We start from the raw sequence: 13,312 nt of genomic DNA, 5'->3' as shown, positions 1-13,312 counted from the left end.
ATGAACATCAGTTATTTCGGACTTGGTTATGTGGGCTGTGTGGGCGCCGTGTGCTGCGCGTCGATGGGACATCATGTCATCGGCTATGATATTTCGCCGGAAAAGGTGGCTCTCATCAACCGCGGTATGCCGACGATTATCGAGGAGAAGATCGAGGAGCTGACACGCGGGCAGTGGGAGGCGGGGCGCCTTACGGCGACGGAGGATCCGGAGCAGGCAGTTCTCGGCACGGATATTACCTTTATTGTGGTGGGAACGCCGACGACCGGCCACGGGCATCTCAATCTGGATTACATCTGTCAGGCGGCCAAGAAAATCGGGGATGCGCTCAGGAAGAAAAAGAGCTTTCATATCGTGGTGATCCGGAGTACGGTGCTTCCGGGGACCAACCGGAACGTGACGGAAATCATCGAAAAGGTGTCCGGAAAGACGGCGAACAGGGATTTTGCCGTGGTGTCAAACCCCGAGTTCCTCCGCGAGGGGTCCGCGGTCAGGGACTTCATGAATCCGCCCCTTACGCTGGTCGGAACGAAAAGCTCACGGGCGGCGGACGTGCTGCGCGAGTTGTACCGGCCGATGGATGCGGAATTCATTTCGACGGATATTGAAGTCGCGGAAATGATGAAATATGTCAACAACACCTACCATGCTCTCAAGGTGGTGTTCGGCAATGAGGTGGGGAATATCTGCAAAAAGCTGAATATCGACAGCGCCAAGGTGATGGATATTTTCTGCAGGGACACGCAGCTCAATATCTCCCCGTACTATTTCCGACCGGGCTTTGCCTACGGCGGCTCCTGTCTTCCCAAGGATCTCCGCGCATTTACGACGCTGGCCCATGATCTGTATGTGGACGCGCCGGTGATCAGCTCCATTCACGCGTCCAATGAAATCCAGAAAGCCGGTGCCCTGCGGATCATCGAGTCAAAAGGGAAGAAAAAAATCGGTATCATGGGGCTGGCATTCAAGTCCGGAACGGACGATCTTCGTTACAGCCCGATCATGGAGATTGTGCAGAGCCTGCTCGGAAAGGGATACCTTGTCCGCATCTACGACCGGAATGTCTTCCGCGCGTGGAAAACCGGCGTCGGCGCGGAGCTTCTGAAGAAGAAATACGGTTATCTTCTGGATCTGATCACGGACGACCGGGAGGAGGTGCTCGCGTTCGGCGATGTGATTGTGATCGCCAACCGGGAGGAGGAATTCCGGGATATTCCGGAACACTGCCCGGGCAGGATTCTTGTGGATCTGGTACGCCAGTATGACCGGCTCGACTATGAGGGCAATTATGAGGGGCTGAGCTGGGGAAACATCAATGTCAATCGGAAGCAGAATGAGAAAATACAGAGAGACATCGAAAAAACCGACTTCTGATTCCGCGCCGGGGGCCTCCGGGGCGGAGCGCTCCTCTTCCCCGCGGGAACGGTCTGCGGGCGGACGGCGGCGGAGGCTTGCCGGGGTGCTTGCCCTTGCGGCCCTACTCATCCTTTTTCTTCGATATTCAGGCTTTTATTCAGGCTTTCATCCGGACTTCCGGACGGGGAACTGCCCGAGATTTTATCGGAGCATCGGCGAATGGCTTTTTGCGGGCAGGCGGGGGAGACCCGCGGAGGAGCTGTCTCCGTTTGCCCGTCATGGAGCGCTCCGCGTGACGAACGGGGCGCTTCTTGACGGCTGCGGCGAGCGCTTTCTCATGCAGGGCGTCGCCCTCGTGGATTTCCGCTGGGACAGCCGCTATATCAACCGGGATATTTTTGCGTGGATGCGGGATGAGTGGAATGTCAATACGATCCGCATTGCCGTGCCGCCGGGCGCACTTTCGGGAGTGACGGCGCCGGACGGAGAGGCTCCGGCGGAGCTGCTGGACAGAGGGATACGTCTTGCCTCGGAGCTCGGCCTGTACGTGATCGTCGACTGGCATGTTCTGGAGGACGGCGATCCGCGCAGAAGACAGGCGGAGGCGGAGGAATTTTTTTCCGCTGTGTCCGGGACGTATGCCGGGCAGGAGAATATCCTGTATGAGATATGCAATGAGCCGAACGGGAGAGGCGGAAGCTGGGACAATATCCGCAGCTACGCCCGGAGGATCATCCCCGCGATCCGCCGGCATGCGCCGGAGGCCGTGATCATTGTGGGAACGCCGGACTGGTCGGGGAGCCTCATGGAGGCGATGGAGAAGCCGCTTTCCGAAGAGAATCTGCTCTATGCTTATCATTTTTACGCGGCGTCCCACAAGGAGGAGCGTCAGAGGGAGCTCGAGGCGGCTCTGGAGCGGTCGTTTCCCGTCATCGTTTCGGAATTTGCCCTGAGCGAGCAGACGGGAGACGGAGCCGTCAACAGCAAGGAGGGGGACCTTTGGCTTTCGCTCCTTGACCGCTACTTAGTGGGGCGGGGGTGTTATAATCTGTCCAACCTGCCCGCCTCGAGCTCGCTCCTTGCGCCCTCCTGCGAAAAGATGACGGCGCTCGCGCCGGAGGATCTGACGGAGCAGGGGCGCTGGCTTCTGGAGAAGTACACGCACCGTCGGACGGCTCCGCTCCGAAAGGAGAGCATCCGGGCGGAGGATGAGGAGGGCCGGCTCCGCGCGGAGCTCCGGACCGAGGACTGCTGGGAAAAGGACGGCAGGAGCTATACGAAGTTTGTGCTCCGCGTCACCAATATCGGAAAAACGACGTTGCCCGGCTGGCAGGCGGAGGCGGGGCTCGATGAGGAGGCACTGCTGTCCGAAAGCTGGAGTGCAGAGTATCAGACGCTGGACAGCGGTCTTCTGATCACGGGGCTCTCGTGGAACAGCGAGATCGCTCCGGGGGCATCGGAGGAGGCGGGCTTTATTGTACGCGCGGAGGATCAGACCTATCTGCAGGGGCTGTCGTGCCGCGCGCAGGAGACGCCGTGAGGAGGCGATGAGGATGCCGGAGCTTAGCATCATTGTGCCGCATTACCGGGCGTTTGACCGGATCGGGCGGCTTCTTTCCTCCATACCGGAGGAGACATGGATCGAGCTGATCGTCGTGGACGACCGGAGCGGGGCGGCGGATGAGATATGCCGGCTGCGGGAGACGGTAGAGCGGCGAGGCGGCGTCTTTCTCGAAAATCCGGGGCCCGGAAAGGGCGCGGGGGTTGCCCGCAATATGGGACTCGACGCGGCCCGGGGGAAGTGGGTGCTTTTTGCGGATTCGGACGACTTCTTCACGGACGGGGCCTTTGCCTGCTTTGCGGCGCATCTTTCGTCCGCGGCGGACATCGTCTACTTCTGTCCCACGAGCGTTCTGGAGGGGACGGAACAGACGGCGGACCGGCACCTGAGCTATGAGAGGCTGGTGCAGGATTATGTCCGCAGCCCCTCGCACCGGAATGAGCTGCAGCTTCGCTATAAGACCTACGGCCCCTGCTTCCGGATGATCCGGCGCGGACTGATCGAGCGGCATGCGATCCGCTTCGACACGATCCGGGTGTCGGAGGACGTCATGTTTTCCGTAAGGAGCGGCTTTTTTGCCCGCAGCATTGAGGCCTTTCCGGATGTGGTGTACTGCATTACGACGAGCGGGGCCTCGCTCAGCCGCTCGCAGGATGCGGCGGCATTTCTTGTCAGTGCGGACGCGGACGCGCGGTACTGCCGCTTTCTTCTTGATCATCTCAGCAAAAAGGATTACAGGAGCCTTTCGCAGGGAGGCTGGAAATTTACCCGCATGGCGCTCCGTCAGGGCTTCGGCCCTGGTACGGCGGCAAAGGTGCTTTGCCTCATGCGGCGGGAAAGGGTTCCGTTCGGGCTTCTGAATGCGCTGCGCGTCAGGGCGTTATCCGGGAACGGGAGACGGTGATTTCGCTATGAAGCTGGGTATTCTCTGCACGATGACAAATGGCTTCGGAAAAAGAGGCTTCTATAACAGTCAGGAGATCGGTCTGGGCCGCGCGCTTGCGGGCATGGGGCATACGGTCACGGTCTACAAGGGCGTACCCTGCGGGGAGCCCGCGGAGGTCTGCGAGCCGGCTGAGAATCTTGTCGTCCGTTATATTCCGCTCCGTCATATCGGCGCGCACGGCTGGCTTCGCTGCTCCGTGCTGGACGGAGACATGGACGGTCTTCTCTGCTTTTCGGATCAGCAGCAGTTTCTGCCTCATGTGTACCGCTTCTGCCGGCGCCGCGGGATTGTCTTTGTGCCCTACGTGGGCACGACGCACAGCGTCTACGAAAATCTGCACGGGCATATCATGAACTGGCTGTTCCGCCGCGGGACGCTGCGCCTCTATCGCCGGGTGCCGGTTCTTGCCAAAACGGAATCGGCGCTTTGGGAGCTGCGCCGTCTCGGGGTGAAAAGCGAGATCCGGGTCACGCCGGTGGGGCTCGATGAGGCCTCGCTCAAAAGCGATTTCAGACAGGCCGACCGGGAGGCGCTTCGCCGGGAGTACGGCTATGCTCCGGAGGACGTGGTGCTCCTTTGCATTGCGAAGCTCGAGGATTACAAGCGCCCGCTCGATCTTCTGGAAATCCTCCGGGATGTCAGGGACAGAAAACGCTTCCGCCTCCTGATCGTCGGACGGGGGCCTCTCCGGGAGGCGATGGAGGAGAGGACGCGGGAATACGGTCTGGAGAAAGAGCTGCGCATCATCGATCAGGTCGCCTTTCCGGAGATCTGGAAGCTCTATGTGCTCTCGGATTATTTTGTCAATACGAACCGGGAGGAAATCTTCGGCATGGCGATCATGGAGGCCGTCTATTACGAAACCTCCGTGGCGGCGTTTGCCGGCCTTGGCCCGTCCGTGACGCTGCAGGGGCTGTCGGGGCACAGGCTGTGCGGGAGCCTTGCGGAAATCGAGGAGTGGATCACGGCGGAGCCTCCGTCTGCGGAAGAGCTCTCCCGCGACGCGAAAACCCTCCGGGATCGCTTTTCATGGGAACACACGGCATCGGCGTTCTGCGAGCTTACTGAAGCAGAGCTTACCGGGGCAGAGCTTACCGGGGCGCAGAAAAGAGACAGGATGTGAGCTATGTGCGGTATCTGCGGAATTTATGATTTACATGGGCGCTGTCCGGGGGACAGGGAGAATACGGTCGGGGAGATGAACCGCGCGCAGCGGCACCGGGGACCCGATGATGAGGGCGTCTTTTCGGAGAGCATATCCGGCCGCGGCGGCGTGAGCCTCGGGCATGTGCGCCTGTCGATCCTCGATCTGACGGCGCGGGGGCATCAGCCGATGCAGAGTGCGGACGGGCGCTACATCCTCTCGTACAACGGGGAGGTATACAATTATGTCGAGCTGCGGGAGGAGCTGGAAAGCGAGGGCTGCCGCTTTGTGACGGGGACCGACACGGAGGTGGTTCTTGCGGCTTTCTCCCGCTGGGGGGAGGCGTGTCAGAATAAGTTCAACGGCTTCTGGGCGTTTGCGGTCTACGACAGGGAGGAGAGGAGCCTCTTTCTCTCCCGTGACCGCTACGGCGTGAAGCCGCTTTATTACACGGAGCTTCCCGGAGCGTTCGTCTTTGCCTCGGAGCTCAAGGCTCTGCTCCGGGCGGACGGGATCCCGCGGAAAGCCAATGACGCCGCGGTGCTGGATTATCTTGTGAACGGCTTTGTGGACTGCACGGAGGAGACCTTTCTGGAGGGTGTGTACCGGCTGCCGCAGGGCTTCCAGATGAAGCTGTCCGCGGACGGAAGCCGGGAGCTCCGGCCCTACTACCGGCTGGAGTATGAGGAGGTCCTGACGGGGGGCGCGGGCGAGGAAAAGGTTTCGCGGTTCCGCGAGCTCTTTCGCGACGCGGTGCGCCTGCGTCTGCGGTCGGATGTCCCGGTGGGGAGCTGCCTTTCCGGAGGGCTTGATTCCTCGGCGATTGTGTGTGAGATCCGGCGGCAGCTCGGGGACGGCGGTGTGCAGAAGACATTTTCGACCTGCTATCCCGGCAGCCCCAGCGACGAGAGCGTCTATATCCGTGCGGTGACAGAACGTACCGGCGCCGAGAGCTATATCACGGAGCCGGACGGAGAGGCGCTGTTCCGCGATCTGGATCATCTGATATACATGCAGGACGAGCCCTTTGTCTCGACCAGTATGTACGCCTCCTACCGGGTTATGAAGCTGGCGCACGAGCAGGGGGCGAGGGTTCTGATGGACGGGCAGGGGGCGGACGAGCTGCTCTGCGGCTACCGCAAGGCGAGAGTCTACTACATCCGCCGGCTTCTGCGGGGAGGCAGGCCGCTTGCCGCGCTCCGCGAGGCGTTCCTCTATCTCCCGTACATGCGCAAGGCCAATTCCTCTCTGCGGCAGGATCTGAGCATGCTCCGCCAGTTCCTCGGCGCGGGACGGAAAGGCCGGGGAGACATCAAGCGGCGGTATCTGCAGCTCTCCTTTGCGGAGAGGGAGCTGCGGAGCAGCTACCGCGACAGCGGGCGCTTTCTTCTGAATGATTTCGAGCGCATCGTGCTGCCCGCTCTCCTGCGCTATGTGGATCGGAATTCCATGGCGTTCTCCATCGAGGACCGTCTGCCGTTTCTGGACTGGCGGCTTGTGGAGTTTTCCATGAAGCTTCCGCTGGACGCCAAGATCGCGGGGGGCTATTCCAAGGCGATCCTGCGAAAGGCGCTGGACATGCCGGAGCTCATACGGAGAAGAAAGGACAAGATCGGATTTTACACGCCCGAGCTCGGATGGCTCCGCCGGCATGAGGAAGAGTACCGGAAGCTCTTTGAAGAGGACTGCCGGACGGCGAAGTACATTGATCGGGAGCGGCTCTTGTCCGACTGGGAAACGCTCCTTTCGGGCAGGGACGATATCGGAATATTCCGCTATATCTGTCTGGAAAAGTGGATGCGGATCTTTGATGTGACGGCCGGTTAATACAGGCCGGAGGGAGTGCGGAACCGGTGTCAGTTCGGCGCCGGCGGAGAGAAATATGAATCGGAAAACGGAACAAGGCAAAATTCTTATCATTGTGGAAAATCTTCCGGTGCCGTTTGACACCCGCGTGTGGCAGGAGGCGGAGGCGCTGACGGCCGCGGGCTATACGGTGTCGGTGATCTGCCCGAAGGGCAAGGACTTCCGCAGGGAGTATGAGCTTTTTGAGGGCGTTCATATTTACCGGCATGATATGCCGCCGGAGGGAAACGGCGCGTTCGGCTATGCCCGCGAATATTTCTGCGCGCTCCGCGAGGAGCTGAGACTGGCGCGGCGGGTTTACCGCGAGGTAGGCTTTGACGTCATACAGGGCTGCAATCCCCCGGATGATATTTATATGGTGGCGTCATGGTTCCGCCGCCGCGGCGTCCGCTACGTGTTCGATCATCACGATGTGTGTCCGGAGCTCTTTGAGGCGAAATTCGGCCGGAGCTCGGGGTTGCTTTACCGGAGCCAGCTCTGGCTGGAGCGGCAGACCTACCGTCATGCGGCCTTTGCCTTTGTGACCAATGAGAGCTACCGCGAGGTCGCGATCCGGCGCGGCGGGATGGATCCGGACCGGGTCATCGTCCTGCGGAGCGGGCCGAAGATCAGCCGCATGCGGATCGTGGAGCCGGTACCGAAGCTCCGGCGGGGCTATCCCTATATGGTCGGCTATGTCGGCGTGATCGGGCAGCAGGAGGGCGTGGAGTACCTCCTCAGAGCGGCCCGCTATGTCAGGGAGCATGAGAACAATATTTTCTGGGGCGTTGTGGGAGACGGGCCGCATCTCGAGGAGCTGCGGCGTCAGGCGGAGGAAATGGGACTTGGCGACTGCGTGGAATTCACGGGGCGGATTCCCGACGGTCCGATGCTGGAATATCTGAACACGGCGGATGTGTGCGTGAACTGCGATGAGTATAACCGGATGAACGACATGAGCACGATGAACAAGATTCTCGAATACATGGCGCTCGGAAAGCCCATCGTGCAGTTCGATCTGAAAGAGGGGCGTTATTCCGCGGGGGAGGCCTCCCTCTACGCCGAGCGGAACAATGCGGAGGATCTTGCGGACAAGATCGAAATTCTTCTGAAAGCCCCGGAGCGGCGCAGGCGTATGGGAGAGTTCGGCAGAAACCGGGTGCTCCGCGAGCTGAGCTGGGATCAGACGAGCCGGGCGCTTCTGGACGGCTATGCTCGCTTTTTCCGTGGAGAATTTGACGACAGGGCGCAGGGATGCAGGAGCTGAATATCACGCTGGACAGCTCCGGCGGGAGCTGTCTCTATGAACAGATCTATCTTTTCATAAGGAACGGGATCCGTGAGGGGAGGCTGCGCCCGGGGGAACGGCTCCCCTCGACGCGCGCTCTCGCCTCATTCCTTTCGATTGCCCGCAGCACGGTGCAGAGCGCCTATGACCAGCTTCTCTCGGAGGGCTATATCGAGCCGAAAAGAAACCGGGGATATTTTGTGTGCGATATCGAGAATCTTTTTTCCTTTCCGGAGAAGAGAGAGCGAAACGCACGGGACGGGCTAAGGAGAGAGAGCTCGGAGCCGCCGGAAGAGGATGGTGTCTGGAGGGAGGGGACCGGCCTCCGACGGGAGGAGAATGGCGCCCGTCGGGAGGAAGCCGGAGCCCGGCGGGAGGAGCGCTGCGGAGAACGGGAGGAACGGCCGCGCATCGACTTTTCGCCCCGCCGCATCGATATGTCCCATTTTCCCTATCAGACATGGAAGAGAATCAGCCGCAACACGCTGGTGGACGCCAATTCCGAGATGTTCTCGCTGGGAGAGCCGAACGGGGATCTTTCGTTCCGTGAAACCATTGCGCGCTATCTGTATCTGTCGCGCGGCGTGTGCTGCTCGGAAGAGCAGATCGTGATCGGGGCGGGAAACGATTTTCTTCTGCTTCTTCTGCGGGAAATCCTCGGCGGAGACAGGCGGATCGGCATGGAGTATGCGACCTACCGCCGGGCCTGCCGTATCTTTGAATCGGTGGGCTACCACATTGTTCCGGCGGGGATGGACGAGAGCGGGATGCAGGTTTCCTCCCTGAGGAGCGGAGACTGCTCTCTGGCCTATGTCATGCCCGCCCACCAGTATCCGACCGGGGTGACGATGCCGATCGCGCGCCGGCTCGAGCTTCTGTCGTGGGCGGCGGAGGGCAGGGACCGCTGGATCATCGAGGACGACTATGACTCGGAGTTTCGCTACCGCGGACGGCCGATTCCGTCGCTGCAGGCTTCCGATACGGCAGGCTGCGTTATTTACATCGGGACTTTTTCCAAGGCGATCGCTCCGGCAATCCGGGTCAGCTACATGATTCTGCCGCCCGCTCTTGCGAGGGTATACCATGAGCGCTTCCGCTTTTTTTCATCGACCGTTTCGAGACTGGATCAGAGGCAGCTCGACGGCTTTCTCCGCGGCGGTTTTTTTGAGAGGTATCTCAACCGGATGCGCAATCGGTACCGCATGAAGCACGACATCATGATACGGGAGCTGCGGGACTTTTCTTCCCGCTTTGCGCTGCTGGGGGAGGGCGCAGGGCTCCATCTCCTGCTTCGGGAGAGGCAGGAGATGCCGCCGGAGAAGTGTATGGAAAAAGAAAAAGCGCTGGAGCGTGAGGCATGTGCCGCCGGCGTTCGTATCTATCCGCTCTCGGAGAACTTTGCTGTGCCGCCGGAGCGTCTTCCCAGGGAACAGATCTGTTATCCCGCGATTCTTCTCGGTTATGCGGCGCTCTCGCCGGAAGAGATACGGGAGGGCGTGCGTGTACTGAGAGGCATATGGCTGTCGTGAGCGCGCGCCTCGCTGGGGAGCGCTTCGGCATGGAGGATTATCATGAAAGAGAAATTGTATACCATTCCGCTGAACGATGCGGTCGCCGCGGGAGATGAATGTCCGCTCTGCTTTGCAGAGCGCAAAATAGAACAGGACGCGCTGGATTTCACACTCGGAAACAGCTCCTCCTATATGGAGCAGGACATCCGTGCCATGACGGACCGGGAGGGCTTCTGCCGCCGCCATTTCAAGCAGATGTTCGATTATGGCAATGCGCTGGGGAGCGCATGGATTCTTTCCACGCATCTGCGCGCGGTGCGGCGGGAGCTGGAGGCGGAAATCGCAGCGCATCGGACCGAGGGGAAAAAGACGTCCGCGGAGGGTGCGGCAGGACTTTTCCGGAAGCTCCGGAGCCGCACGGAGGAGACGGGAGGAGCTCCGGTCGGACGTCGTGATTCTGTCGCGGCATGGACCGCCGCGCGGGAGAAGAGCTGCTTCGTATGCCGACAGATCGAGAACACAAAGAAAAGATATGTGGAGACATTTTTTTATCTGTGGCAGAAAGATCCGGAGTTCCGCCGGAAGATCGAAGAGGGAAAAGGGTTCTGCATCCCGCATTTCGGCGATCTCTGCGAGGCCGCGCAGCGCTGCCTCGATGAGGCGGAGAGAGAGGAATTTTACCGCGCCGTGTTCCGTCTCATGCAGGATAATCTGGCAAGGCTGACCGGTGATGTGGACTGGATGATCGAAAAGTTTGATTATCAGAATGCAGATAAGGACTGGAAAAATTCAAGGGATGCGCTGCAGAGGGGCATGCAGAAGCTGAAAGGCGGGTATCCCGCGGATGCGCCCCACCGGATGAAGAAGTGACGCCCGGGGCGGCGTCAGGTCAGGACTCGCGGGCAAAAAAGTGAGCCCGCAGAAAATCGAGGAGGTTGTCGATCTCGTCCTCCATATCTTTCGGGCGGTACAGCGGATCGCCCAGATGCGCGCGGAGAAGTCCCTGCTTGGTGTAGGAGATGATCTGGGTCAGCTTATCGGCGTCGTCCTCGTTCTGAAACAGCGTAAGATCGGCGGCGGAAAGGAGCTCCTCGTAGCAGAGCGCCACCAGGGTGCGGGAATCAGCGATGGCGGAAAGCGCTTCCTCGCAGGTCTCGCGGAGTACAGAGTCGAGGAACATGGTGATATAAGGATACTGGACTTCGAGCGCAGCCTCGGAGGCCGTGATGCGCCGCTGGATCTCAAAATAATCCCGCTCGCTCCGCGAGACGCCAGAGCGGAGCTCGACGACGGCAAAACGGGAGGCGTAGCCGAACAGAAACTCATAGAGACCGATCTTGCTCCCGAAATAATGGAAGAGCAGCCCCTTGCTGATCCGTGCTTCCGCGATGATATCGTCGGTGCTGGCATGCTTATAGCCGTTCAGCGCAAAAATTTTAAGTGCGCCGTTGATGATACGGTCCTGTTTTTCTTTTTTGAGATCGTAAAATTTTTCGTTCATAGCAGATCGTCATACCGTCACGGCATTCATTGACCGAATCGGTCTATTGAAATCTAATATAGCATGGAGGGCGCGCGCTTTCAAGCGTATCTGTGCGGCACCTCCCGGCGGCCCCTTCTGTTCATGTTTCGTTTATCAATATTTTATAGCCCCGTCATTTTATTCTGTCTGAAAATAGAGTAAGATAAATACAATGTTACAGACCGCAGGGCGGTGTCTTTCGGATGAAGAATATCCGCCGTGTGTGCCGCATAGGGAAGAGGAGGATGTAAAAAATGGGCAGAATCAGCAGATTGCTTTTGGGAGCCGCCGTCTTCGGCGCAGCTGCAGCAGGTGTGTACGGATACCTGAAAAATTCGGAGAAGAAAGCGGAGGGCGTCACCGGAGAGGGGACTGCGGACGCGAAGACAGCACCGGATGCCGGAGAGCCGGCTGAGGAGAACCGGACGGCTTTTGGAGAGAGCGCAGACACTGCCGATGAGGGTCCGGGGTGTGCAGAGGAAAAGAAAGAGGAGACCCCGGACAGCGAAAAGGCATCGGCGGAATCCGCAGCGCAGAGTATGGCGGCGGATGCAGCAGCGCTTGCGGCGCGCGCATATACCACGCTGAAAGCGGGGGCCGATGCCGCGGCGGAAAAGGTGAAAAAGGATGTAATGCCGAAGGTCCGCGAGAACATCGGGCCAAAGGGCGAGGATATTCTTCATGTCATGGGAGAGACTGCGGTGCGTTTCCGGGATACCATGGTGGATTCCGCGGGACAGGTGCGGGATATTCTGAGCAAGGGTGAAAAGACATACAGCACCGTTGATACGACCTGCCGGGAGAAGCAGGAGGAGGCGGAGAAGCCGGCCGGCGAAAACGGCGCGGCAGAGGCTTTCGAGCAGAAAGCGGAAGAGGCGGCGTCTGCTGCCGCGGCTGTCGCGGACGATGCGATGGAGACGGTGCAGGATGCCGTGAACCGCGCGGCGGAGGAAGTGAACCGGACGGAGCAGTTTTTTGATGACAGCAGAGAAACCGGAGAATAAGGAGGAGAGGGCTGCTCGGAGGAAAGCGGAGAGGCCCCGCGGCTTTCTCCGCGTTTTTGTTCCGGCGGCCGGCGTGCTCCTTATTGTGACCGGCGCGGTCTGGCTGCTCTGCATGCAGCATGAGTATCAGGCGGCGAAGGCGGAATATGCGTCGCTGGACGCGCTGGTGACGGCGAGAGAAAGTCTGCCGGAGGAGCCGGCGGCACCGGCGGCGACAGGAGAAGCCTCCGAACCCGCAGAGGACGGGCCTTGGGCCGGTGTGGAGACAGAGTTCCGCTATCCCGACTTTGTGATAGATTACGAGGAATACAGACGGATCAACAGCCGTTTCCTCGGTGTTCTCTATGTGCCGGCGCTGAAGCTGCGCTACCCGGTGGTTGCCGCGGAGGACTATGATACCTATCTGACGACGACCTTTGAGGGCACCCGTAATGCGGCGGGAGCTATTTTTCTCGATTATACGGCCTCACAGGATTTATCGGATGCGAATACGTTTGTCTTTGGCCACAATATGCGCAACGGAACGATGTTCGGGAGCCTCAAGCGCTTTGTGCAGGAGCCGGAGCTCTGTGCGTCGGATCCCTACTGCTATTTCTATACTCCGGATGCGGTGTTGAAGTATGAGATTTTTTCCTGCTATGTGACGGATTACGCGAGCGACAGCTACGCGGGCTTTGATGGCGAAGAGGGGTATGATGCCTATCTTGCGAAAATCCGCGAACGGTCGCTGTACAAGCCGGAGGAAGAGATCGATTTCCATGCGAGACCCAGGTTGCTGACGCTCTCTACCTGCTCCGGTTCAAGGCATGTGGAGCGTTTTCTCGTACACGCGGCGCTGATCGGACGGCATATTTCTCCTTGACGGGACGAGAGTCTGTCGCTAGAATAGGACAGGATAACGGATCACGTCACTGCACAGGCCGGAAGAGAGCATGAAAATTAAAGCTGCGCTGCGCTCGCCAGCGGACCAAAAGCAAAGATAAAACACGTCGGGAAGCAAAGAAATCGCTTCCTTGCACGTGTTTTTTTGTGCGGGCAAAGAGCCATGCACTGCCGCAGCGCCGGCCGCCGCCGTCGAGCGAGGTTACGAGCGCGCTGCGCGAGATGTCGGCATGTGCAGTTTCTGTATGTTCCG

The 13,312-nt window shown here is 59.7% G+C and carries 11 protein-coding genes; 10 read left to right on the top strand and 1 reads right to left on the bottom strand.

Annotated features, from left to right (window positions below; genetic code table 11):
* The 8 genes from E0E20_RS04800 to E0E20_RS04765 are packed head-to-tail and all read left to right on the top strand — an operon-like array spanning position 1 to position 10,521.
* Positions 1-1,374 (top strand): UDP-glucose dehydrogenase family protein, encoded by a 1,374-nt coding sequence (locus E0E20_RS04800; RefSeq protein ID WP_130837073.1) that lies wholly within the window; start codon positions 1-3, stop codon positions 1,372-1,374.
* Positions 1,334-2,896 carry a cellulase family glycosylhydrolase gene (locus E0E20_RS04795; RefSeq protein WP_165443984.1) on the top strand — a complete coding sequence of 521 codons (1,563 nt, stop codon included), beginning with the start codon at positions 1,334-1,336 and terminating at the stop codon, positions 2,894-2,896. The genes E0E20_RS04800 and E0E20_RS04795 overlap by 41 nt, the downstream gene beginning before the upstream one ends.
* A gap of 13 nt (positions 2,897-2,909) precedes the next feature.
* Positions 2,910-3,821, top strand: a complete 912-nt coding sequence (locus tag E0E20_RS04790; protein ID WP_165443983.1) for a glycosyltransferase family 2 protein — start codon at positions 2,910-2,912, stop codon at positions 3,819-3,821.
* A gap of 7 nt (positions 3,822-3,828) precedes the next feature.
* On the top strand, positions 3,829-4,986 hold the full coding sequence (locus E0E20_RS04785; protein ID WP_165443982.1) for a glycosyltransferase: 1,158 nt from the start codon (positions 3,829-3,831) through the stop codon (positions 4,984-4,986).
* A 3-nt stretch (positions 4,987-4,989) separates the two neighbouring features.
* Positions 4,990-6,834, top strand: a complete 1,845-nt coding sequence (gene asnB / locus E0E20_RS04780) for an asparagine synthase (glutamine-hydrolyzing) (RefSeq protein WP_130837069.1) — start codon at positions 4,990-4,992, stop codon at positions 6,832-6,834.
* A gap of 55 nt (positions 6,835-6,889) precedes the next feature.
* Positions 6,890-8,119: a glycosyltransferase family 4 protein gene (locus E0E20_RS04775; RefSeq protein ID WP_130837068.1), complete on the top strand. Its 1,230-nt coding sequence runs from the start codon at positions 6,890-6,892 to the stop codon at positions 8,117-8,119.
* Complete coding sequence (gene pdxR / locus E0E20_RS04770) at positions 8,107-9,669, top strand: MocR-like pyridoxine biosynthesis transcription factor PdxR (protein WP_130837067.1); 1,563 nt, start codon at positions 8,107-8,109, stop codon at positions 9,667-9,669. The genes E0E20_RS04775 and pdxR overlap by 13 nt, the downstream gene beginning before the upstream one ends.
* 42 nt (positions 9,670-9,711) lie before the next feature.
* Complete coding sequence (locus tag E0E20_RS04765; protein WP_130837066.1) at positions 9,712-10,521, top strand: DUF6062 family protein; 810 nt, start codon at positions 9,712-9,714, stop codon at positions 10,519-10,521.
* 19 nt (positions 10,522-10,540) lie between these two features.
* Here E0E20_RS04765 and E0E20_RS04760 read toward each other — a convergent pair whose 3' ends face one another.
* Positions 10,541-11,152: a TetR/AcrR family transcriptional regulator gene (locus E0E20_RS04760; protein WP_130837065.1), complete on the bottom strand. Its 612-nt coding sequence runs from the start codon at positions 11,150-11,152 to the stop codon at positions 10,541-10,543.
* 275 nt (positions 11,153-11,427) lie between these two features.
* Between E0E20_RS04760 and E0E20_RS04755 the strand changes: the two genes are divergently transcribed.
* Both E0E20_RS04755 and E0E20_RS04750 read left to right on the top strand, forming a co-directional pair.
* Positions 11,428-12,177 carry a hypothetical protein gene (locus E0E20_RS04755; protein ID WP_130837064.1) on the top strand — a complete coding sequence of 250 codons (750 nt, stop codon included), beginning with the start codon at positions 11,428-11,430 and terminating at the stop codon, positions 12,175-12,177.
* Positions 12,152-13,039, top strand: coding sequence for a class B sortase (locus tag E0E20_RS04750; RefSeq protein WP_130837063.1), 888 nt, complete (start codon positions 12,152-12,154; stop codon positions 13,037-13,039). Before E0E20_RS04755 ends, E0E20_RS04750 begins: the two co-directional genes overlap by 26 nt.
* Positions 13,040-13,312 lie beyond the last annotated feature (273 nt).

It is taken from the genome of Lachnoclostridium sp. Marseille-P6806 (assembly GCF_900625025.1).
Taxonomy (GTDB): domain Bacteria; phylum Bacillota; class Clostridia; order Lachnospirales; family Lachnospiraceae; genus CAG-791.
The sequence above is the reverse complement of the archived record's forward strand: the minus strand, read 5'-3'. Positions and strand labels throughout refer to the sequence as shown.